The organism is Archangium gephyra (assembly GCF_049060025.1).
GTDB lineage: Bacteria > Myxococcota > Myxococcia > Myxococcales > Myxococcaceae > Archangium > Archangium gephyra_A.
Genome location: NZ_JBMEQQ010000002.1, coordinates 2,126,026 through 2,148,564, shown reverse-complemented (window position 1 = coordinate 2,148,564; position 22,539 = coordinate 2,126,026). Strand labels below are relative to the sequence as shown.

Genomic DNA, 22,539 nt, shown 5'->3' with positions numbered 1-22,539 from the left:
GAATTCGTTGGCGAGGGAGGGGACCCGGTCACGGGCTCGTGATGGAGATGGAGACGCTGTAGCTGCCCTCGGTCTCCTTGAAGCCCGTCACGACCAGGACGTAGGTCTCGCGGTTCTCGGTGGTGACGCTGAAGGATTCGGTGCCGGAGAGGTTGTTGTCGGAGGCGCCCACGACCTCGCCCTGCTTGTAGAGCTCGATGCCCACGTCATCCGTGGAGGTCGCCGAGACCGTGACCCGGGAGCCATCGCCATAGAACACGTAGTACTGGTTCTGGTACCACGTGTTGTACGCGTAGCCCCCGTCGAGGGTGAGCCTGTTGCTGTACGGGAAGGAGTACACGCCGCTGTACATGGGGAGCATCCGCGAGTCGCCCTCGCCCCAGACAGAGGAGATGGGGCCCATGTCGTAGCGGGCGAGCAGGGTGTTCACCGCGGCCGCGTCCACGCCCGGCTGCTCCTTGAGCGTGGTGATGAACGAGGCGATGGTCGTCATCGCGGGCGTCGTCTTCTGCTTGCCCACCAGGACGTCGTAGAAGGTGCCCAGTCCCACGGAGATCTGGTCGTACCCCGACTCGTTGGTGCCCGAGTCGTAGAGGTCATAGAGGAGCCGGTGCACGCTCGTCTCGGAGAACACCCCGGGGTTCGGATCATCGGTGTCCAGCGGCTCGGTCTCGGCGTCGATGCCAAAGGCCGTCAGCGTCCCACCCGCTCCACCCCAGACCGTGTCGACATACAGGGACTCGGGCAGGAGGATGGCCGCGAGGGCGTTGCCGTAGCCCTCGCCAAAGGCGATGCGCGGATCGAGCACGTCACCCCGGCCGTGCGGGCCTCCGGGGCTGTCCGAGCGCGACAGGTTGTTCTCGAAGTAGTGACCCCACTCGTGGACGATGACGTGGCTGTCGAACTCGTCGGTGTCCGCGCCCGCCTTGCCGAGGATGTAGATCTCATTCTCCGCCGGGGAGAAGTGCGAGGTGCTGATGAAGCCGCTCGCCTTGTCGCCTCCCTGGGGAACGTTGTCCGGGCTCCAGTTCACCTTGAGCGCGGGGAAGGTGACCGGGCGGACCGCCATGAACGCCTTGGCGGCGGTGTACATGGAGTCGAGCACGGCGAAGGGTGCGGCCGAGCGGCGGGCCGCGTCGTAGGCACTGCCCGACCAGCCGTGGCCGGCGTGCAGGTTCACCGACGTGTTGGCGGTGGTGATCGTGCTGCCAATCCCCCAGATCGCGTTCCCGTCCGTGTTGTCCTCGACCTGGATCCGCGGGCTGTCCGTCTTGGCGAGCGCCTCGAGGGTGATCGCTCCGATGCCCCCGGCCGTGTAGGCGAGCTGGTAGTTGCCCTGCTCATCCGTTTTCGTCGTGGCGAGGACGGTCGTTCCCTGCCGCACCTGGACGACCGCGTTGCGCACGGGCCGCTTCTCCGCCTGGGCGAAGCCCAGCGTTCCCGTGGCCGTCGTCGCCGAGTAGGTCGCCGGGACGAAGTCGTAGGTCACCTTGCCGCTGACCGCCCCATTGCCCTTGCCGATTCCCCCGCCACCGCCGCCTCCGCCTCCGCCCCCGGGGCATCCCGCCGCCAAGGCGACGAGCATGGCGTATGCCGGTACACGCCCGATGCGGCGTGTCGAAGCCCTGCTGAACATGTGCATGCTGTTTCCCCCGCTGCCTTTCATGGCAACCAGACTGGGCCCGGGTTTCCTGTCCTGCTGTCAGGAATGAGACGGACGCGTTGTACCCTGGGGCGTACCACCGTCCCGCACCGCGGCGCAAGCCGAGCCAGGTTCGCCGATAGGGGAGCGTCAACGGTGTGAGCCAATGACAAGCATCCCCGGTGACTTGACTGTTTCTTCGCCCTCCGACTGGGAAATGCGCTGTGCAGCACAGAAACCCTTTCTCGTCCTGGAGCGCGGCTTGTCGTGTTGGAGCGGATGCACAGTGTACGGCCCCCTCTCATCCGCTCCTCTCAAGACAGGAAGGTGGACCATGCGTCGGTACTGGACCGGTGTGTCTTCACTGCTATGCATCAGCGCCCTGGCCGCGGCGGGCACCCCGTTCACGGCCGCCGCGCTCGACTCTCCCTCTCCCGTGGTGGATCCCGCCGCCTGCCGTACCGTCACCATGGTGAAGGGCATTGCCTCGGGCGGTGCCAGCTCCTTCCCGGACTATGACGTCCAGCCGCCCATGGTCCTGGGCAAGACGGCCTTCTTCGCCGCGAACGATGGAACGAGCGGTCTGGAGTTGTGGAAGAGCCGGGGAGGGGAGTCGGACACGGAGCGGGTGGCGGATGTCTTTCCGGGCTCGACGGGCTCGGAGCCGCGCTCGCTGACGGTGGCTGGCAATTCGCTCTTCTTCACCGCCAAGGGCGAGGGCCTGGGCCGCGAGCTGTGGAAGACGGATGGGACGGCCGAGGGCACCGTGCTCGTCAAGGATCTCCGTTCCGGCCCCGAGGACTCGGGCATCACCCTGCTGACGGCGCTGGGTGACACGTTGTTCTTCGTCGCCGATGACGGCGTCCATGGCGCCGAGCTGTGGAAGAGCGACGGCACGCCGGAGGGCACGGTGCTGGTGAAGGATCTCGTCCCCGGTGCCGGAGGCGCGGGCATCACCTCGCTGGCCGTGCTGAGGGACGCGCTCTATTTCGCGGCCGACGGCGGGCCCCACGAGGCCGAGCTGTGGAAGAGCGACGGCACGCCGGAGGGCACCGAGCGCATGGCGTCCGTCCGGGTCATCGAGAGCGATCCCGGCGAGCAGATCATCCAGAGCCTGACGGTGTCGGGTGACACGCTCTACTTCTTCGCCGGATCGCCCTACGCGGGGCAGTGGGACCTGTGGAAGAGCGACGGCTCGGCACCGGGGACGGGGCGGGTGAAGACCCTGGCCCGGAGCGTCTCCGAGTATGCCGCGTCCCCCATGGCGCTGACGCCCGTGGGCGGGCAGGTCTTCTTCGTGTCGGGGGCGGGCGGCTCCCTGTGGCGCAGTGATGGCACGGGCGAGGGCACGTACATCGTCAAGGAGTCGAGCAACGCCCGCTTCCTGACGAATCTCAACGGCCAGCTTCTCTTCACCGCCTGGGACGACGCGAGCGGCTTCGAGCTGTGGCGCAGCAATGGCTCGGTGGCCGGCACGGTGCTGGTCGAGGACATCCGCCCCGGCCGCGACAGCGCGGCGCCCTTCTGGCTGACCGTGGTGGACGGCAAGGTGCTGTTCAGCGCGGAGACCGCGGAGGAGGGCCGGGAGCTCTGGTCCACCGATGGCACCCGCGAGGGGACGGCGCTGCTCCACGACATCGTTCCCGGCCCCGGCTCCTCGTCGCCCTCGTGGCTCACTCCCGTGGGCCCGCGCGTCTTCTTCGTCACCGACGACGGCACCGACGGCGCCGAGCCCTGGGTGCTCAACGACTGCACCCCGCCGGAACTCGTCTGCCCGGCCCGGATGTACATGGAGGCGCAGGGGCCGGCGGGTGCGCCCGTGACGTATGGGATGGCCACGGCGAGCGACAACAAGCCCGGGCTCCCGAGCATCAGCTACAGCAAGATCTCCGGCAGCGACTTCCCCATCGGCAGCACCGCGGTCTTCGCCACGGCGACCGACGAGTCCGGCAATTCGTCGAGCTGCTCGTTCCAGGTGGTGGTCAGCGACACCTCCGCGCCCAAGCTCACCTGCCCGCGCGACATGGAGGTCTGGAGGAAGTACCGGTATGGCGCGAAGGTGGACTTCCGGGCGGAGGCCACCGACGCGGTCTCCAAGCCGGCCATCACCTATGAGCCCGCGCCCGGCAGTGACTTCGTGGTGGGCGTCACCAAGGTCCGCGTCACCGCCTCCGATACCTTCGGCAACGTCTCGCGCTGCTCGTTCGACGTGAAGGTGCGGCGCGACTACGAGCCCCAGGGGGACAGCGGCTGCGGCTGCGGCGCGTCCTCGCCCGGGGTGCTCTCCGGCTGGGCGCTCCTGACGGCCGTGTCGATGCTGGCCGGGCGCCGCCGCAAGTCCGGTGGCTCCAAGTAGGGACTGACGCAGTCACTGGAAACACGAGGGCCCGGTACCCCCGAGAGGAGGGTGACCGGGCCCCGTGGCTTCCGCGGACGGCGGATTACTTGATCAGCTTGTCCAGCGGCTTGGCGTCGGTGGTGCCCTTGTCCTTGGTCCAGTCGATGACGGGCGTCTGCCACGACATGCCCGTCTCCTCCGGCTCCGGGTCCAGCTTCTCGAACTCGAAGCCGTCACCGCCGAAGTAGAGGTACTCGATCGTCGCGACCCGGTACTCCTTCTTCGGATCCAGCGCCTTGCCCTTGGCGTCCTTGAACTTGCCCTTTCCGGCGGACGTGAAGCCCGAGTACACCGCCTCCGGGTTGGCGAGCTGACGGGCCAGATCCGCGCCCTTCACCTGCACCACCATCACCGAGTTCTCGAACGGCAGCACCGAGTACACGCTGCCCTTGGTCACCTTGCCCGCGGGCAGGCCCTCGCGGAAGCCCTTGCGGTTGAGCACCGCCGCGTCCGTGCCCACCTGCTCGCGGATGGCCGTCGTCACCCAGCTCGCGAGCTGCTTGGAGTCCTTCTCCAAGGCCTTCTTCGTGACGCCGATCTGCTCGCCGAGGGCCTGATCCAGCTTGGCCTTGAAGTCGGCGATCATCTTCGCGGTGTCGGCGTCCGGAGCCGGCGCGCCCTCGCCGCCCGTCACGTCCACCATCGTCACCTCCACGCCCGTCACCTGCTCACCCTCGGGCTTGGAGGCGTCATAGGTGTAGGCGGCGCGCAGGTACTTGTCGAAGCCCCGGCCCAGGGACACGAAGGTGGTGTTGCCCTCCTTCGTGTTCACCGGCTGGGCGCAGCGGCCACCGGCCACCAGCGACACCTTCCACTCGGGGTGCTTGCCCACCACGCCCTGGAGATCGCTGGGGCACTCGTCCGCGAGCACCACCACCGTGTCCGCCCCGGACTTCAGGGCCTCGCCCACCGCGTTCGTCAGCGCCTGCTCGTCGGGGAGGACCTCCAGGCCCTCGGCGCGCCCGGACATGGCCGTGGGCACCGTCTTGGGCGACGTCAGGCCCACCACGCCGATCTTCAGGCCCTGGCGCTCGAACAGCTCGAAGCCCGGCAGCTCCCAGTCCTTGGCCAGCGCCGCGTCCTTCACCTTCAGGTTGGCCGCCAGGAAGGGGAAGCCGCCCGCCTTCACGTTCTTCTGGAACTGCTCGCGCCCGTAGTCCAGCTCGTGGTTGCCCAGGGCGGAGGCGGCGAAGCCCATGCGGCCCATCACCGCCGAGGTCGTCTCTCCATAGAAGAAGGAGGAGATGGCCGGCCCGTTCCACGCGTCGCCGATGGCCAGCGCCAGCGTCGAGGCGTCCTTGCAGGGCGCCTGGCCATCCTTGAGCTGGCCGGGGCAGTGCTTCTCCTTGGCGGCCCACCAGCCGAGCAGCTCCGCCGCGCCGGTGGCCGGCTTCTCACCCTCGGCGGAGGGGGTGGGCAGCAACTGGCCATTGGGGCTGCCGGTGACGAGCACCGTCACCGTCGTGGGCTTGGAGGCGGGCTGGGCCGCGGGGGCCTGCGCCGGCTGGGCCGTCTGCGCGGGCGGGGTCTCCTGAGCGGAATTCTTCTCGCAACCGGTGAGGGCGCCCAGGAGGGCAAAGGCCACCACACCGTTGATAACGGACTCGCGATGCATGAGGGCTCCGAATTCGTTGGCGATACGACCGCGCGAATACCACACCTCCCCCCCCAGGTCGCCAAAAAGGGCACCCCCCGCCGGGGCAGGTCCGCCGTGCTAGCCTTCCGGGTGTGTTGAACCGTCAGAAGGACGCCCTGCCTCTTCCAGAGCAGCAGCAGGGTGGGGGGAGCCCCGAGCCCGGACCGGTCACCGCTCGCGAGCAGTGGCTGGGGGTTGTGTGGGCGGACGTGCGTCGGGGTGCCGGACACTTCCACCAGCGGAGTGTTCCGTTGCCAGTGAACCGGCTGGGGCAGCTCGTCCATGGTTTCTGCCTGCCGTTCCACCTGGTGCGGAGCCTGTGGGCGGACCGGGAGTTGCGGAGGCGCTACCTGGCGGTGAGCGTGCTCCAGGTGGCCGCCATCGTCGGGCTGGCGGTGCTGTTCACGGGCTCGGGCAAGGAGGTGGCGGAGACGGTCGTGCCCGAGGATTGGAAGGAGCAGCAGGGCGAGGAGGTGGAGGGGCGGCTGGCGGAGGTGGAGGCCGCGGTGGAGGAGGCCGAGGCCCGGATGAATCGGGCGCGCCAGTTCCAGAAGGTCGCGGAGAGCGCGGCGGCGATCGCCGGAATGGCGGGCTCGGATCCGGAGAAGGTGCGGGCCCAGGTGGAGCAGGCCCTGAAGGAGGCCCAGGCGGCCGAGGAGGGCCGGCGGGCGGCGCGGGAGGCGGCGAAGGCCGAGGGCGAGAAGGCCGAGCGCCAGGAGAGGAAGCGCACCGTCTACCAGGCCGTCTATTGGGCGGCGCTGTTCTCCTCCCTGCAGATCGCCCAGTGGATCGTCATCGCCCTGTCGCGCGACTTCCACACGGTGCTCGAGCGCGAGGTGAGCCTGCGCACCGGAGTGGCGCCGGAGGACGAGCCGCTCACCCCGCGCGTCCGGCTCAACCTGCCGTGGCTGCGCAGGAAGATGAAGCAGCGCTGGCGGGCCTTCGTGGTGTTCGCGTTCGGGGCTCCCGTGCTCTGGGTCGTCACGCTGCCCCTGCCCTGGAGGGAAGAGCTCTTCGCCGCGCTGATGTCCCTGTGGGCCGGCTGGTGGTTCGTCGTCTTCACCGCGAGCAAGAGCGCCCTGGCCTGGAGCGAGCAGGCTGCGCGCGAGCCCTGGTTCCTGCGCGGCTGGCCTGGGCTCGCCGCGCGTCTCCCGCTGCTGGGGCGCTACGGCTCGATGTGGACGAACCACACGCGCGAGGTGTTCTCCCCGGCCGCCAGCGTGGAGCGGCGGCCGTGGGGCCTCGCGGGGCTCGCGGTGGTGCGGGGGCTCGCGGCGCTGCCTCTGGTGAAGTGCTTCCTGCGCCCCTTCATCCCCGTGGCCGCCGCCCATCTGCTCGTGGCCGGGGGTCCGCCTAGCCCGTCAGGGGCCGCTTCTGCTCCTCCGGGGGAGGGCTCTGGTCCTCCTTCGTGAGGTTCAACACCGGATGCGCTCCGCTCAGCGGCGGATGGTCGGACGCGTTGATGACGGCCCGGAGCTGCTGGGTCACCGCGCGGAAGAAGCCCGTGAGCAGCTCCGGACGGTCCGCGAGCAGATCGAGGAAGTCCCGCCGGTCGATGACCAGCACCCGCGTGTCCTGCACCGCCACGACGTCCGTGGGGCGGGGGGCACCGTCCAGCAGGCTCACGTCGCCGAAGGTCTCCTTGGCCCGCATCCGCAGCACGTGCTCGCCGTTGCTGATCGCGTCCACCGCGCCTTCGATGATGACGTAGAGCGCGTCTCCCGGGTCCCCCTGGCTGTAGACGCGCTCGCCCGCGCGGAAGCGCGCCTCGCGGGCAATCGCCGCCACCGCCGCCACGTCGTCCACGTCGCTCTGCGAGAAGACGTGCACCTCCTCGAGGAGGAACAGCTTCTGCACCGTCGCCTGGCTCATGTCTCCCTCTTGGGGGGGCGGCAGATCCATGCCGATCCGGCCCGCCACGTAGCGCGCACACGCGCGCAGCACCACATCCTCGCTGCGGCACAGCCACGCCAGATGCGCCTCCAACTGGCCCGTCGTGCCCGGAGGAAGATCCCGGTGGTGCGACTCCACCTGCTCGCGCACCAGCGCCCGGTCCTCCTCGTTCGTCAGCGTCTCCAGCAGCTCCAGCGCGTAGGCCCGCCGCCGCGCGTCCTGTCCCGCCACCTGCTGGTGCACGCGCCGCATCACCTGGGGCGGGTGCAGCAGGCCCAGCAGGAAGAAGGACAGCTCCAGCGCCTGATCCAGCCGATCGCCCACCACGCGGGTGAGCAGCGAGTGCTCTCCCAGCTCCGCGCGCAGATCTCGGAAGGGCTCCGCCAGGGCGCGGTACACCTCGCGCCGCCGGCCGAGCGCCTCGCGCACCCGGTCCTCGTCCACCGGGTGCTCCGGGTGCTCATCGCGCAGGCGCGACATCTCGGCGCCGATGCGGAAGTGCAGCCGGGCATCGTCGCGCACGTTGGAGAAGAGCAGGGCGTGCAGCGCCCCCGGCGTGCCGATGAGGCGCAGCACCCGCGGCACCTGCAGCCGCATGGGCAGCGGCGCCGTCAGATCGTTGAGCGTCGCCTCCAGCAGGGGCGTCACTTCGTCCCCCAGCGCGGCCAGGGCCTCGCGCGCCTCGCGCCGCTCCTCGCGCCAGGTGAGGAAGGTGAGCAGCCGGGGCGCCAGCTTCACGTAGCCGCCCTCGCCCACGGAGCCCAACGCCACGCGCCGCACCGAGCTGTCCGGATCGTTCAGGTAGGGCGTCAGCATGGGCGTGTAGCTCGGATCCTTCAGCCGTCCGAACAGCCGCGCCACCTCGCGGCGATCCGACACCGGCGCCTGCGCGCCCCGGGCCGTCAGCGCCCCCAGCGACACCAGCGCCGCCGCGTGCCACTTCGTGGTGAGCAGCGCCCCCACGGCCGCGCAGCGCAGCCCCACGTCCGGGCTCTGCAACAGCGGCGGCAGCAGCACCTCCGCCCGCTCCGGCGCCAGCTTCGCCAACGCCCCCACCGCGCTGTCCCTCGGACGCCGCGCGCCCTGCGTCACCAACTGCTCCAGCAGCGGGGCCGTCTCGGTGGCGCCCAGCTCCAGCGCCAGGGCCACGGCGCGCTCCTGCACCCGCTCGTGCGTGTGGTGCAGCAGCACGGGCAGGTGGGGCCGCAGCGGCAGGCCTTCCTCCGCCAGCATCTCCAGCGAGTGCAGCACCCGGTCCGGCGCGCTCGAGCCCAGCGCCTCCACCAGCAGCTTGCGATCCTCGCGGCCCAGCGCCTCGTCGTCCTCGCCGTGGGCGCCCACCTGCTCGCCCAGCGCCTCCACGTAGGCCGGCTTCAGGCGCAGCAGCAGCACGCCCAGCAGTCCGCACACGCCCACCACCACCAGCGCCATGGTGATGCCGTCGGCCGCACGGCCCGCGCCGATCAGCAATACGCCGGCCAGAATCGTGCCGCCCTTGCGCAGCAGTCCGTCCACCGCGCCGCGCAGCGCCTCGCGCTCCTCGTCCGGCACCGCCGCGTACAAGAGCTGCACGCCCACCGGCAGCAGCGAGTAGTTGACGGCGTTCTCCAGCAGCCGCAGCAGGTGGACCGGCCACAGCTCCTTCGTCAGCAGCGAGGCCACCGCCAGCGGCGCCATCGCCGCTGGCAGCAGCGCCAGGTAGCTCATCAGCCCCAGCCGCTTGAGGAGCCGCTCGGCCAGCAGGAGCTGGAAGAGCACGCACACCAGGCCGATCCAGAGCTGCAACGAGCCGAAGAGCGCCGCCAGCCCGTCCTCGCTGAGCGTCCGCTCCACGCGCAGGCGGAAGAGGTAGTCCACGAAGGAGGACAGCACCGCGAAGCTCACCCCCAGCGCCGCCAGCACCCGGGCATAGCTGCTGGTGGCGAGGTACTTCCAGGCCGCCACGGGCGGGGCCAGGTGCCGGGCGCGCATGGGCTGCGGCGCCTCGCTGTGGTGGAAGTGGAAGGCCACGCCCGCCGCGTAGAGCGACAGCGCGCCGCCCACGATGATGGAGGCGGTGCCGAGCCGCTCGGCGAGTCCCTGCACCAGCAGGCCGCCCAGCATGCCTCCCGCCATGCCCACCCCGTTGAGCGCGGTGAAGGCCCGCCGGGCCTCGCGGGCGTCGAAGGCCGACGCCATCCGCCCCCAGAAGCGCAGGGAGATGACCGTGGTGAAGGCGTCCACGAAGAGGTACAGCACCAGCGCCGGAATCCTCTGGCCCATGGACACGCCCGCGGCCAGCCCCAGCACCACCAGCCCGGCCACCCCGGTGAGCACGCTGAGCGACTCGCTGCGCGCGTCCGCCTCCCGCCGCGGCAGCAGCGTCAGCGTCGCCACGAGCAACGCGCCCACCAGGTACAGGTAGGGCATCGTCTGCGACTCGAAGCGCGACAAGACGAGCGCGTTGGCAGCCGTCTTGAGCTGCGTCACGCCAGCGATGAGGGCGAACTGGAACGTCGCCGCGGGCCACAGTCGGTGGCCCCAGGACTGTGACTCTTGGGCTGCCACGGGCAGCGCAGTCTATCTGTCGAAAACCGGATTTTCCATGATGAAGCGCAGGGCCTCACGACTGGAGAGCAGGCAGGCGGGCTTGACTTCCCGTGAAGTGCTCACCACCGGACGTCAGTCGTCCGCCGCGCCGCCGAGAATCCAGGAGCGGATGCGCACCAGCTCCCCCGGGTGGGCATCGAAGTGGTCCGGGGCGTTGCGCGGCATGCGGCTGCCACAGTCCGTGCCGGTCAGCTTCATCATCAGCGCGGAGGCGCCGTCGTCGCCGGGCGCCACCCGCATGGACTGGGAGCACGCCCGCGTCAGCATCGGTGTCCCGACGAGCGCGGCATGGCTCCGGCCCGGTGCCAGGTCCAACCCGCCGCTCCGGCCGTGACACGTGGTGCACAGCGAGTCCCAGAGCACCTGGATGTCCTGGGCGTAGCGCGGCACGGACACCGGCACCGTCACCGTGCCTCGCACCGGGGCCGCGCGGCCGTCGGAGACGAGCACCTCGAAGGTGAAGGCCGTCCCGCTCCCCACGGGAGGGGAGAACCAGGAGATGTCCGCCCCCTCGGGCCCCGAGACGAAGGTGCCCTGGGGGCCGGGCCCGAGCTGGCGCCAGAGGTACGTGAGGGCATCTCCGTCCGCGTCCTCCGCCCGCACCGAGAGCGTGAGGGTGTCTCCGGCCCTCGCCGGCCCGGGAGAGACGACCGGCGCCCCGGAGAGCACCGGCGCGCGATTGCGGCCCCGGGGCGGGGGCCGCACCTGCACCTGGACCTCGGCCTGCACCGTGCCCCCGTTCCTGTCCATCACCGTTACCCGCAGCGTGAAGGCCGTCGGCTTCTTCACCACCGGTGCCAGCCAGGTGGGCGTGGCCGAGGCCGCGTCGCTGAACGTCCCGGCGGGTGACTCGGGAAACTGCTGCCAGGTGTAGGTGAGCGCGCCTCCGGCGGGATCCACCGCCTGGATGGAAAGCTTCACCGGGAGTGGGCCCTCGACCTGGCCGGGCAGGGCGGCGGGAGCCCTGAGGATGACGGGCGCGTCGCATGAACAGATGAGGACACAGGTGAGCAGAAGCCCCGCGAAAGCACGCTTGCCAACGGAAGACAGCATGGCCCCCCCCTCCGGCGCACCGTCTCGTTACAGCCATTCAAAGCTAGTCAGTGATGGCCAGCGTGCATGAGGCAAACTCATGGTTGCCTGCCGCCCCGGGCCTGTTTGAGTATGTGACGCGTTGGTCCTACGCTGGGGGCATCATGATCACCGCCGTACTTCTTGCCCTTCTCTGTTCGTCTCCTGACGGCGCCACCCAGGCGCTGCCACCCGGCGCCCTGGGCGCGCCTCCGCATGCCGACGAATCGCCGACGGCCTGGGCCTGTACCGTGGAGACCCTGCGGACAGGCCGCGAATGTATTTTCGAGGCCGATGTGACGTCTTCCACGGATGTGCAGGCGCAGTCCGCCGGCAACGTCCGCTCCCTCAAGGACATCGGCCACACGCTGTGCGTGCAGGCCGCGAAGCCGCCCTCGGGAGTGGCGGCGGACAAGAACCTCGTGACGCAGTGCGAGCGCAAGTTCGCCGACGCCGCGGAGGACTCGTGTGGCCTGGACGGGAAGATGCCCGTCATCGACGCGAAGGGCCGTTTCGCGCCGGCCGCGCGGACGTGCTACCGGCAACTGTCCCAGGTGCTGCAGGACACCGCGATGATGGCGACGGTGGCCTCGGCGTGCTGCCAGTGCGCGGAGAAGCGCGGCTGCCCGGGGACGGGTGAGCGCTGCCACGAGAACGTGGCCCGCCAGGAGGTGGGTGGGGCCGCGCTCGCGTGTCTGGCCAACCAGTGCGGCGAGGCGTGCTCCCTGGTGATGCCGGCCTCCCGGACGACGACCGGCGACTCGAGGCCGGTGAAGCACCAGGCCCGGCGCTCGTCCCAGGCCTCGGGGTCGCTGTAGTGGCAACCGGCGGGATGGAGCGAGGAAACATGTCTGTCTTCCAGAAGCTGACGAAGGTGGCCACGCGTTCGGGCGCGGCCCTGTTGTGTGCGGTGGCCGTGGTGGGGTGTGGCTCGTCGAGGCACACGCACACGACGGTGGACGAGGCGCCGCCGGGGCGGATGCTGGCGGAGGAGCGGCCGGCACGCCGGGCGGCGAGGGCCGACCCCGGCCCCGTGCCCTCGAGGCCGGAGGAGAAGGCCTTCGGCGCGCGCTACGCGACCCCGGCGCAGTGCGAGGTGGCGGCGCGCAGGCTGCTGGCCACGTCCCGGGACGAGGCCTGGTCGGCGCTGAAGTCGTGCGTCGAGCGCACCCACTTCACGCTGCTCAACGCGCTGCTGAGCGACGCGTGGGCCGAGGAGCTGCGGGTGCGGCCGGACGCGGCGCAGGTCATCGCCCAGGTGGTGGCGTGGCGCGGCGGCAGCGTGGAGGGTGAGTTGCAGATCCTGCACGCGCGCAAGGTGCCCATCTTCGGGTTGTCGGCGGCCGTGGCGCAGCCGGAGATGTACAAGGGCCGCTACCTGCTGCTGCGTGCCCAGGTGGCGGACGTGCGCAGCGAGGACGACAAGCCCACGGTGTGGCTCGTCGAGCAGGGAATGGGCTCGGTGGCCCGTGAGCAGGCCGTGGGCTACGCGACGCGGAAGGACTCGGTGAAGGTGCACTCCGGCGCGGTCGGCGGGAACGTGGGGATTCTCGGTCCGTCCAACCTGGGCGGGCAGATCGCCACCAGCGAGCAGGAGGTGAGCTCGTCCACGGTGCAGCGCTTCGACAACGTCACCGACGAGACCGGCCGCGAGGCCCTCGGCCGCCTGCAGAAGGCGGATCCGTTCTTCGCGCCGGGCCAGGACTTCGTCGTGCTCGCGCGCTTCGACGGGCTGCGCGTCACCTCCGGCGGCGAGGGGGATGACGAGGACGCGCCCAAGCTGCCGGTGCTCACCATCGTCGGCTACTACGCCCCGCATCCGCTCGTCGTGTACTGAGGGCCGGGGGGGGGCACTTCACTCCGGCGCTTTGCCCAAACCGGGGTGGAGCACCTCTCCGGTGTGCGTAGGCTCCCCACCGTCTGAGCGGAAGCGTCCTCCTCCCAACTCCCGGCGCCCGTGCGCGTTCACGGCGAGACGTCACACCACACCCGGGTCGGATCCGTCCCGGCTCCCTGTGCTGGAATCGTTCGCGTCTGCTGGACAGGGGAGTGGTCGTGCCTGTGCGCTTCGTCTCGAGATTGATGCTCGTGCTGGCCCTGGTGGGGGTGGTGCCCGTCTTGCTTCTCGGCGGGCTGTCCTTTCGCGCCAACCGCGATGAGTTGCATCGCCTGGTGGGCGGGCTTCAGACCCAGGCGGGCACGGAGCTCGCGCGCTCCTGCCGCCAGCTCGTCCTCACGGGCGTGGACAACCTCCGCCTCGCCGCTGAATACCTCCCGCTGGAGAGCCTCGAGCCCGAGCATGCCCACGAGGTGCTGAGCATCCCCTTGCGCCAGATCGGGTCCCTCAACCTCCTCATGCTGGTGGACACGCAGGGCCGCGGCATCGGTGACGCCGTGTTCACCCCCGAGGGCGGTGGCAACCGGCAGCCCGTCACCAAGTCCTCGCTGGCCCTCTTCTCGCGCCAGGCGCCCGTGCCGGACGCCCTCTCCACCGGCGCCGCCATCGGCCCTCCGTACCGCATGCCCGAGACGGCTGGCGCTGGCGGCCGCGTGGCGCTCGCGGTGCGCACCGGCGAGGACGCCTCCCGCCTCCTGCTCGCGGAGCTGTCGCTCGCCGAGCTGGAGCGCCAGGTGGCGGAGCTGGCCGGGGAGGATGGACTGGCCTTCATCGTGGATGCCCAGGGCGCGCCGGTGGTCTCCGCGCACGGGCATGGCTCGCTGAGCGAGGAGGAGCGGGGCCTCGTGGCCGAGGGCCTCTCCCGGCGCGAGCCCGTGGTGCGCACCGTGCGCGGGGTGGAGGGCTCCGAGTACCTCGCCGCTTTCGTTCCCGTGCCGGATCTCGGTTGGGGCGCGGTGGTGGGCCGCAATGCGAGCGCCGCCTTCGCACCCGCCGAGCACGTGCGCCGCTCGACGTTCTTCTGGGCCCTCATGGCGCTGGCGGCCACCGGGGTGCTCGGCTTCGTGCTCGCCCGGGGCGTGAGCCAGCCCGTCGCCCGGCTCTCCGAGGGCGTCGCCGCGCTCGCCGAGGGCCGCTATGGCGAGCGCGTCTCCGAGGACGGCCGCGATGAGCTCGGGCTGCTCGCCCGCTCCTTCAACCACATGGCCGGCGAGCTGCAACGGCGCGACGCCGAGCTGCGCCGCTGGAGCGAGGAGCTGCAGCAGCGCGTGGACGAGCGCACCCGGCAGCTCCGCGAGGCGCAGGATCAGATCTCCCGCACCCGGCGGCTGGCGGCGCTCGGCTCCCTCAGCGCCGGCATCGCCCACGAGCTCAACAATCCGCTCACCGGCATCCTCGGCCTGCTGTCGCTCTCGCGCGAGGAGGTGCCCGCCACCTCCACCGTGGGCCAGAGTCTGACGATGGCGCTCGAGCAGGCGCGCCGCATGGCGGGCATCATCCGGGAGCTGAGCCAGATGGCGGAGCAGGAGCGAGCGGGCGCGGGCCGTCCCCTGAATCCCGCCCAGCCGGTGCGGGCCGCCCTCCACGAGGTGCGCGAGGAACTCCAGTCGCGCGGCGTCACCCTGTCCTGCGCGCTGAACGAGCAGGTGCCCCAGGTGCTCGGGCACGCGGATCAGCTCCAGAAGGTGGTGACGAACCTGCTGCAGAACGCCCTCACCGCGATGCCCTCGGGCGGCACGCTCTCCGTGGGGCTCGAGGCGGTGGAGGGTGACGCGGTGTGCCTCTCGGTGAAGGACACCGGCAAGGGCATCCCCGAGACGATGCGCGATCGCATCTTCGATCCCTTCTTCACCACCAAGGACGAGCCCGGGCGGGTGGGGCTGGGGCTGTCGGTGGCCCACCGCATCGTCGAGGCCCACCATGGCCGCATCCGGGTGGAGAGCGACGCGGGGCAGGGCACCACCATCACCATCATCCTTCCCGCGGCGAGCGCGGAGGCACACCTCGCATGAGTCACGACCTCGGCAGCCAGGAAGCACCGCGCGTGGACAGCCCGCGCCCTGCCAGCCCCCCACGGGATTCACTCGGCCGGGCCCTGGCGCTCGGGCTGTGCCTGGTGACCCTGCTGGCCATGGGGGGCTGGTTCTTCTTCGAGCGCTTCGGCGCCGCCGTGCCCGCCGCCCCCGCGCCGCTGCCCGTCCCGGCCGTCATCCCCGACGTGCGCGCCACCGTCGTCGAGGTGGTGGGCTCGGTGGAGTGGACCCACGACGGGAAGTGGGAGGCACTGCGGGTGGGGCATGAGCTCGCTCCCGACGACTCCGTGCGGACCGGCCCCGGGGCGCGGGTGGACCTGAAGGTGGGGGACGAGGCCTCGCGCCTGTCCATCCCGGAGCGCTCCGAGGTGCGGGTGGGTGAGGTGACGCGCGCCGTCCACACCATCCAACTGCAGCGCGGCCGCATCGACGTGGACTACCACGGGCGGGAGGACCGCGTGCTGCGCGTGCACAGCGAGAACGGCACGGTGGCCGAGACGCGGGCGGCGCGCTTCACCATGCTGCGCAACGGGGCCATGGTGGCGGTGGCCACCCGGGGCGGCTCGGTGAACCTGTCGTCCGCGGGCGTCACCGTGCAGATCGGCGCCGGGCAGCAGTCGGTGGTGTTCGAGGGCGCGAGGCCGCTCGACCCGGAGCCCATCCCGCTGGAGGTGCTGCTGAAGGTCGCGTCGACGGCTTCCGCCCAGGACTCGCTGTGTGTCTCGCTCTCGGGGAAGGTGCGCGTGGGCACGGAGGTGTTCGTGGAAGGCGAGCCCACGCTCGTCTCCAGCGACGGCTCCTTCCGGGCGGACGTTCCCCGCCGCGAGGGCCTCGCTCAGGTGAAGGTGGTGGCGAGGGAGCCGGGTGGAGAGATCCGGGAGATGATGATGGCCTGCCGCCCCGCTCGCCGGGGCTCCGGAACCCGTCAGGCCGATTCGGTGAAATTCCGCTGGGGCGGGGCTCCCTGAAGCCATGAGCTCGTGCCCGAGGTCACTCCTGGTAGGGCTGCTGGTGGCCGTATGGCCCCTCCTCGCCGTGGGGGCGGACGCCGCCCGCACGTCGCGAGGCAGCATCCGCATCCAGTGTGTCCCCGGGCATCTGCTGTTGGGCGCGGACAGCGAGGCCGAGGTTCGCATCGAGCTGGATCCGCAGGCTACCGGGCTGGAGCTGTTCGCCAGCCTGGGTGAGGTGGGGCCGGTGACGCAGGTGAAGCCGGGCGTCTTCCGTGCCACCTACGTGCCGCCCCGGCAGAGCGTCCCCCTGGAGGTCATCCTCGTCGCGCTGGCGCGGGGACAGGAGGGGACGCTCGATGGCTGGTCGGTGTTGCCCCTGTGGGGCCAGGGCGTGGCCGAGGTGCGCACCCGGCCCGGCGCTCCCGTCACGCTCCAGGTGGGAAGCGAGCCCTTCGGGTCGGTCCTCGCGGACGCGAGAGGCCGGGCGCGCATCCCCGTGAAGGTGCCGCCCGGAGTGCACGAGGCCTTCTTCGGCAAGAGGCGCATCGATCTCGGGGTGCCACCGCAGCCCTTCCTGCACGCCGTCGCCGAGCGCCGCGAGGTGCGGGCCGATCGCGAGGAGACGGTGGCCATCCGCCTCTACTCCTTGAATCCCGCGGGGGTGCGTCCCCGCCCGGGGGCCTTCTCCGTGTCGCGCGGCACCGTGAGCGCGCCGGCCGAGCTGGAGCCGGGCGTGTTCCTCCTGCGGTGGACCGTGCCTCCGGGGCCCGCGGGGAGCCTGGAGCTGAAGGGCTCGGTGACGGGGGACAAGCGGGGGGCCGTGAGCGTGCGGCTGGTGGCGGTGCCCGGCCCGGCGCGGCACTTCGAGATGCGGGTGGACCACGAGGAGCTCGTGGCCTCCGAGGAAGTCCGGGTGACGGTGGAGGTGTCCGCCCGGGACGCGGCCGGCAACCCGGCGAGTGCCGGACTGCGGCTCGAGTCCGATCTGGCGGGAGAGGGAGGGCTCACCGAGCGTCAACCGGGAGAGTACGCCGGGGTGCTCGGCTTCGCGCCGCGCTTCGGGACACGGGAGCGGGTGGAGCTGCGGCTGCTCGCGGAGGGCACCCCGGCTCCCGTGCTGACGCGGACGCTGAAGCTGCGCCCCGCCGGGCCCGCGCGGGTGAAGGTGGAGCCGTTGCAGCCACTGCTCATGGCGGATGGCCAATCGGAGGCCGTCTGGCGCATCTCCGTGGAGGATCGTTTCGGCAACCCGGTGCGCGAGCCCCGGCCCGAGGCCGCGCTCGCCCGGGAGCTGGCGAGCACGCTCCTGTCGAAGGCGCCGGGCACGTACGAGCTGCGGTACGTGCCGCCCGCGGCCGACGCGGACCACCTCTCCGAGCTGGAGGTGCGGGTGGGCGGGGTGCACGGGCGCGGAACGCTCTCGCTGTTGCGCCGCCGTCCGGTGCTGGTGGTGGCGCCGCGCGCGGGCCTGGTGACGAACCTCGGCGATGTGGTGGCGCCGTCCGCGGGGCTGCGGCTGGAGGTGTGGCCGCTGCGCCAATGGCCGTTCCTGGGGCTGATGCTCGACACCGGGTACCTGGGGTTCTCGCGGACGGGGGGCCCGGCGGCGCCAGGCTTCACCGGGCGCAACGAGTGGCTCGACACCACCGTGGCCGTGGGGGGGCGCACCCTGCGGGAAAAGGGGCTCCAGGGTTGGGTGGCGGCGGGCCCGTCGTTGGTCCGGGTGCGCAGCAGCGTGGCGTGGAGTGGAGGGCCCGTGCTGGAGGAGGGCACGTGGGTGTTGGGCGCGCAGGCGCTGGTGGGCGTGGGCCTCCCTCTGGGACAGGGGCAGCCCTTTCTCGAGGCGCGTGTGAGCTGGTTCGATGATCCGTCCTTGCGCGTGCTGCGTGGCGCGCTGTGGGGCGGCGGTCTCCACCTGGGGTATCGCCTTGAGCTCTTCTGATCGTGCCCTTCCTCGGCTTCTCCCGCTCCTCGCGCTGTGTGTCCTGGGGGCCGCCTGTACCGAGGCTCCGGGCGTCGCGCATGATCCGCGTCCCCAGCGCCTGGTGCCCGCCTGGGGGATGAACACGGAGCCGGTGTCCGTGGTCATCGAGGGGGAGAACTTCCTGCCGCTCGCCACCCAGCACATTGGCAGCGGGACGCCGGTGACGATGGATGCACGCTTCGAGGCCTTCCTCGGCGAGGTGGCGCTCGAGGACGTCACGTTCGTGGATGTGCGCACGCTGCGAGCCCGGGTACCCGGAAGACTCGCGCCAGGCTGGCACGCGCTGACGGTGGCGGGGCCCCTGGGCAAGCGCGTGGAGCTGCCGCGGGCCTACCTGTCCTCGGAGGTGCCGCTCGCGCGGCTGGATGCCCAGGCCCGGTTGGAGCGGGAGCGGCTCTCGGTGGAGGAGCGGACGCGGCTGCTGCTGAAGGTGGAGAACACGGGGAACTCGGTGGCGCTCGGCGTCACGCCGGTGCTGAGCCCGTGGGCGAGGGCAGGGTGGAGATCCTCTCGGAGCCCCCGCCCGCCGACATCGCCGTGGGCGGGAGCGCGTCCTTCGAGTGGGAGCTCCGGGCGGCCGCGCCGGGAGACGTGCGCTTCACCGTGGAGGCCCAGGCCCGCGAGGAGCTGACGGGCTCGGAGCTGCGGGCACCCGCCGTGGAGGTGGGGCCGTTGCGGATGCGCCATCGCACGGTGCTCGCCGCCTCGTTCCTGCCTCCGGCACAGGTGATCAACGTGGGGCAGCGGGTGAAGATCTCCCTGCGCGTGTCGAATACGGGAGAGAGCGCGGCGCTCGGAGTGGTGCCGGGGAAGCCCGTGCCCACGGGGCCCGTGGCGGTGGACGTGTCGGGGCCCACGCCGGGCAGCGCGGACCTCCTGCCCGGAGAGAGCCGCGAGTTCGAATGGGAGTATGTCGCCGGCCGCGTGGGCACCCTGGCCTTCCAGGCGGGCGCCGCGGGCCGTGATGACTTCAGTGGCGCGGAGGTGATTTCTCCGGAAGCCCGCTCGGCCGACATCGCCGTGCAGTTGCCCGCGGAGCTGACGGGGCGCTTCTTGTCGCTGCCCACGAGGGTCAGCCTGGGGCAGGAGTTCATCATCGAGCTGGAGGTGACCAACCGGGGAGACTCGGCGTTGCTCGGAGTGGTGCTCGAGAGAGCGGGTGCCACGGGCACCTGCGCGCCGGAGCTGGTGCCTGGGACCGAGCCGTGGCCGAAGCGCGTGGACCTCCTCCCCGGAAAGGGAACGGCGGTGTTCCGCGCGCGCGTCATCGCCCGGGCGGAGGGCTGGTGCGTCTTCCATACGGCGGCTCGTGGGATGGATCAGACGGACGGGGCGCCGGTGACGCTTCCTCTCGTCAGCTCCTCCACCCTCAGCGCGCAGCGGCCCGCGTCGCTCACCGCCACGCTCTCGACTCCCTCCGGCATCAAACCGGGGAACACCTTCGACGTGACGCTGACGGTGCGCAACACCGGGAGCGCCGTGGCCCTGGGGGTGAATCCCTCGCTCCCGGAGTCGAGCAGCAACGTGGTGGAGCTCCACAGCGCCCCCTCCTCCGTGGGAGTGGAGCTCGCGGGTGGGGCCAGCACCACCTTCACCTGGAAGTACCGTGCCACCAAGGTGGGCAAGGCGTCCTTCCGCTCGGAGGCGGCTGGGCGGGACGGAAACACGGAAGCGCCCGTGGCCACCGGGCTGATCTCCTCGGGCGAGGTCTCCATCCTGCCCGAAGTGGAGCAACTGCTCCCGGATCCCCTCGGAGACGGCTCACCCTTCGCCCAGGTCCTCGGCTACGACGGCCGCGTCTATGTCGGCCCCAACAAGAGCGGCACCGGGGGCGTGAGCGTGGACCTGGACGGGCTCGGGGGCCAGAGCTTCGGCTTCTTCGTGCACAAGGACACCACGAGCAACTCCAGCCAGAACACCTCCACGGCGCCCTATCCCTCCATCGGCGCGGCGGGCTGCAGGGCCAATACGTCCGCGTGCGGCCCGGACAACGAGGATGGCCGCGGCTTCTTCTTCTCCGGCCGCGTGGGGACGCAGGAGTGGCTGGGGATTGGCGGCGCCAGGAGCGGGGGAGACCTGGACTACGTCTACCTGGGCCAGGACACCGATGACCTGAACACCATGTACCTGCGCTACCTGGATCTCTCCGCCCTGCTCGGCGGACAGACGCGGGGCTTCTCCTCGGCCCTCTTCTTCCGGGATCGGCTCTACCTCGGCTTCCCGGACACCGGCGGCAGCCGGCCCTACCTCCTCGTGGTCAAGCGGTTCCCCACGGCGGATCCCGGCTACGACGCCTCCTCGGGCACGGATGTGGAGGACCTGAAGGCCGACGACATGCCCGGCATCGGCTCGGGCGGCACCCCGAAGAACAACGCCGCCGTGCAGATGATCGACACCCTGGCCGGGTTCAATGATCGCCTCTACGCGGTCAACAACGGCGGGTGCGTCCGCTCGACGACGCCCACGCCGCGCTCCTTCAGCTCCTTCCCGGGGGATTGGGCTCCGTGCACGCCCTCGCTTCCGGCCTGGAGCTCGCGCACCAGCCGGACGACGTCCAAGACGGCGGAGCTCGAGCCGGGGGACAAGGCCGTGCCGCAGCTCGCCGTGTTCCAGGGGAAGCTCTACCTGGCGCGCAACACCACGAGCACTGCGGGAGTGAGGGGGCCGCAGCTCTTCGTGTGCGGTCCGGAGCGCACGGGCGCCACCCTGGATTGCGACCCGGGGGACTGGTCCCTCGTGGCCCCCAACTCCGCCGGGGACACGCTGTTCACCCAGTTCAACGACGCGGACAATGTCTCGATCTCGCTCCTGGTGGCCACCGCGGATGCCCTCTACGTGGGCTTCGACAATGCGTCACGGGGCGTGGTGGTGATGCGCGCCGCCACGCCCGCGCCCCTCGGCCGGGAAGACTTCCTCGGCAAGGAGCGGTGCTCCGCCGCGCAGTTCCCCACCGGGTGCGAGGGGCTGGGTGGCAACGGGCTGGGCGCGGGCGCCACGCGCCTCTTCGATGGCAAGGCGCTCGGCACCGGGTCCGTCTACCTCACCGCCGGCAACGGCACCGGGCCGGCGGGGCTCTACCGGCTGGTGGACTGAGCCGGCTCACTGCGCCACGGCGATCGCCTGCTCCTCCAGCGGCATGGCGGAGCGGGAGGCGCGCACGTGCGGCGGCAGGGCGAGGCGGAACGTGGTGCCCTGGCCCGGGTGGCTGTCCACGGTGATGGAGCCGTCGAAGGCCTCGACGATGGACTTGCAGATGAAGAGGCCCAGCCCCGTGCCCTCGCCCGAGGGCTTGGTGGTGAAGAAGGGCTCGAAGAGGTGCGCCATGTTCTCGGCGGGGATGCCCATGCCGGTATCCCCCACCTCGGCGCAGGCCTCGCCGTTGGGGCCCGTCCACAGCCGGACGCGGATCTCATGCTCGCACCCGTCGTCGGGGATGGCCTGGGCCGCGTTGACCACCAGGTTGAGGAAGACCTGGGCCAGGCGCGCCTCGTTGGCCCGCACCAGCGGCACGTCCTGGTAGTCGCGCACCACGCGGGCCCGGAAGCGGATGTGCACCAGCGCCATCTTCAGCGCCGCCTCGAGCACCTCGCGCAGATCCACCAGCATGCTCGAGTCATCCGGGTTGCGGGCGAAGGCCTTCACGTCCCGGGCGATGTCTCGCACGCGCTCGGCGCCGTCGCGGATGTCGTGCAGGGTGGTCTCCACCGCCTGCAGGCGCGCGGCCAGCTTGCCCAGCTCCGGGCCCGAGCCCTCGCGCGACTGGCGCTGGAGGCCCTCGCGCACCGACGGCAGCTCCTCCTCGAGCCAGTCCAGGTTGGAGAGCACGTAGGCCAGGGGCGTATTCACCTCGTGCACCACGCCGGCGGCCAGCAGGCCCAGCGAGGCCAGCCGATCCGCCTGCACCAGCATGGCCTGCATGCGCTCGTGCTCCTGGCGCATCCGGTACTGCTCCAGCGCCAGCTTGAGGCGGTGCGCCAGCGCATCCACCTCGAAGGGCTTGAGCAGGTAGTCGAAGGCCCCCAGGCGCAGGGCCTCGATGGCGCTGTCCACGTTGCCGTAGGCGGTGACGATGAGGGCGTTGCACCCGGGCTGCACCGAGCGCAGCCACTTGAGGAACTCCAGCCCGTTCTCTCCCGGCAGGTTTTTGTCGATCAGCGCGCAGGCGAAGGTGTGCTTCGCGGCGAGCTGGCGCGCGGTGGCCGCGTCGGGGGCCAGGACGGGGATGGCCCCCGTGCGCTGCACGATGAAGGAGAGGATGGTGCGCAGCGACGGCTCGTCGTCCACGACCAGGACGGACTCGGGAGCGGGATGGGCAGTGGTTCTCATGGGTGTCTGTCTCCCACCCCCTGAGTATTTCCAGAGGGTGGGACAAACTGAGGTCGTCTCGCCTGGGACGCAAGGGAGCAAGCTCAATCCGGGCTCCAGGACATTCAGGGGAAGGCC

Annotated in this window: 13 protein-coding genes; 8 read left to right on the top strand and 5 right to left on the bottom strand. The window is 71.2% G+C overall.

The window, feature by feature from the left end; all coding sequences use genetic code 11:
• Positions 1 to 28: 28 nt before the first annotated feature.
• Positions 29 to 1,585 carry a hypothetical protein gene (locus tag ACN28I_RS09260; protein ID WP_420941716.1) on the bottom strand — a complete coding sequence of 519 codons (1,557 nt, stop codon included), beginning with the start codon at positions 1,583 to 1,585 and terminating at the stop codon, positions 29 to 31.
• 391 nt (positions 1,586 to 1,976) lie between these two features.
• Between ACN28I_RS09260 and ACN28I_RS09255 the strand changes: the two genes are divergently transcribed.
• On the top strand, positions 1,977 to 3,998 hold the full coding sequence (locus ACN28I_RS09255; protein WP_420941715.1) for an ELWxxDGT repeat protein: 2,022 nt from the start codon (positions 1,977 to 1,979) through the stop codon (positions 3,996 to 3,998).
• Positions 3,999 to 4,083: 85 nt separating this feature from the next.
• On the opposite strand, the gene ACN28I_RS09250 is transcribed toward ACN28I_RS09255, so the two are convergent.
• Positions 4,084 to 5,655: a bifunctional metallophosphatase/5'-nucleotidase gene (locus ACN28I_RS09250; protein ID WP_420941714.1), complete on the bottom strand. Its 1,572-nt coding sequence runs from the start codon at positions 5,653 to 5,655 to the stop codon at positions 4,084 to 4,086.
• Positions 5,656 to 5,927: 272 nt separating this feature from the next.
• Between ACN28I_RS09250 and ACN28I_RS09245 the strand changes: the two genes are divergently transcribed.
• Positions 5,928 to 7,088 carry a hypothetical protein gene (locus tag ACN28I_RS09245; RefSeq protein WP_420941713.1) on the top strand — a complete coding sequence of 387 codons (1,161 nt, stop codon included), beginning with the start codon at positions 5,928 to 5,930 and terminating at the stop codon, positions 7,086 to 7,088.
• On the opposite strand, the gene ACN28I_RS09240 is transcribed toward ACN28I_RS09245, so the two are convergent.
• On the bottom strand, positions 7,030 to 10,116 hold the full coding sequence (locus ACN28I_RS09240) for a cyclic nucleotide-binding domain-containing protein (RefSeq protein WP_420941712.1): 3,087 nt from the start codon (positions 10,114 to 10,116) through the stop codon (positions 7,030 to 7,032). The genes ACN28I_RS09245 and ACN28I_RS09240 overlap by 59 nt on opposite strands.
• 114 nt (positions 10,117 to 10,230) lie before the next feature.
• The gene (locus tag ACN28I_RS09235) at positions 10,231 to 11,211 is read right to left on the bottom strand and encodes a PKD domain-containing protein (protein WP_420941711.1); all 981 of its coding nucleotides are present in this window, start codon (positions 11,209 to 11,211) and stop codon (positions 10,231 to 10,233) included.
• A 314-nt stretch (positions 11,212 to 11,525) separates the two neighbouring features.
• Here ACN28I_RS09235 and ACN28I_RS09230 point away from each other — a divergent pair, with 314 nt between their 5' ends.
• The 6 genes from ACN28I_RS09230 to ACN28I_RS09205 all read left to right on the top strand — a co-directional run bounded on the left by ACN28I_RS09230 (position 11,526) and on the right by ACN28I_RS09205 (position 21,189).
• Positions 11,526 to 12,047 carry a hypothetical protein gene (locus ACN28I_RS09230; protein ID WP_420941710.1) on the top strand — a complete coding sequence of 174 codons (522 nt, stop codon included), beginning with the start codon at positions 11,526 to 11,528 and terminating at the stop codon, positions 12,045 to 12,047.
• Between the two features lie 29 nt (positions 12,048 to 12,076).
• Positions 12,077 to 13,066, top strand: a complete 990-nt coding sequence (locus ACN28I_RS09225; protein WP_420941709.1) for a hypothetical protein — start codon at positions 12,077 to 12,079, stop codon at positions 13,064 to 13,066.
• A 218-nt stretch (positions 13,067 to 13,284) separates the two neighbouring features.
• Positions 13,285 to 15,138, top strand: a complete 1,854-nt coding sequence (locus ACN28I_RS09220) for an ATP-binding protein (protein WP_420941708.1) — start codon at positions 13,285 to 13,287, stop codon at positions 15,136 to 15,138.
• A complete protein-coding gene (locus tag ACN28I_RS09215; protein ID WP_420941707.1) occupies positions 15,135 to 16,127 on the top strand; it encodes a FecR domain-containing protein in 993 nt (330 codons plus the stop codon). Before ACN28I_RS09220 ends, ACN28I_RS09215 begins: the two co-directional genes overlap by 4 nt.
• A gap of 43 nt (positions 16,128 to 16,170) precedes the next feature.
• On the top strand, positions 16,171 to 18,054 hold the full coding sequence (locus ACN28I_RS09210) for a hypothetical protein (protein ID WP_420941706.1): 1,884 nt from the start codon (positions 16,171 to 16,173) through the stop codon (positions 18,052 to 18,054).
• A 540-nt stretch (positions 18,055 to 18,594) separates the two neighbouring features.
• On the top strand, positions 18,595 to 21,189 hold the full coding sequence (locus tag ACN28I_RS09205) for a hypothetical protein (RefSeq protein ID WP_420941705.1): 2,595 nt from the start codon (positions 18,595 to 18,597) through the stop codon (positions 21,187 to 21,189).
• Between the two features lie 6 nt (positions 21,190 to 21,195).
• On the opposite strand, the gene ACN28I_RS09200 is transcribed toward ACN28I_RS09205, so the two are convergent.
• On the bottom strand, positions 21,196 to 22,422 hold the full coding sequence (locus ACN28I_RS09200; protein ID WP_420941704.1) for a sensor histidine kinase: 1,227 nt from the start codon (positions 22,420 to 22,422) through the stop codon (positions 21,196 to 21,198).
• Positions 22,423 to 22,539 lie beyond the last annotated feature (117 nt).

Excerpts from the sequence above, each read along its gene's own strand:
- ACN28I_RS09260 (WP_420941716.1), bottom strand. The coding sequence starts at position 1,585 with ATGCTCGTCGCCTTGGCGGCGGGATGCCCCGGGGGCGGAGGCGGAGGC.
- ACN28I_RS09255 (WP_420941715.1), top strand. The coding sequence starts at position 1,977 with ATGCGTCGGTACTGGACCGGTGTGTCTTCACTGCTATGCATCAGCGCC.
- ACN28I_RS09250 (WP_420941714.1), bottom strand. The coding sequence starts at position 5,655 with ATGCATCGCGAGTCCGTTATCAACGGTGTGGTGGCCTTTGCCCTCCTG.
- ACN28I_RS09235 (WP_420941711.1), bottom strand. The coding sequence starts at position 11,211 with ATGCTGTCTTCCGTTGGCAAGCGTGCTTTCGCGGGGCTTCTGCTCACC.
- ACN28I_RS09225 (WP_420941709.1), top strand. The coding sequence starts at position 12,077 with ATGTCTGTCTTCCAGAAGCTGACGAAGGTGGCCACGCGTTCGGGCGCG.
- ACN28I_RS09215 (WP_420941707.1), top strand. The coding sequence starts at position 15,135 with ATGAGTCACGACCTCGGCAGCCAGGAAGCACCGCGCGTGGACAGCCCG.
- ACN28I_RS09200 (WP_420941704.1), bottom strand. The coding sequence starts at position 22,422 with ATGAGAACCACTGCCCATCCCGCTCCCGAGTCCGTCCTGGTCGTGGAC.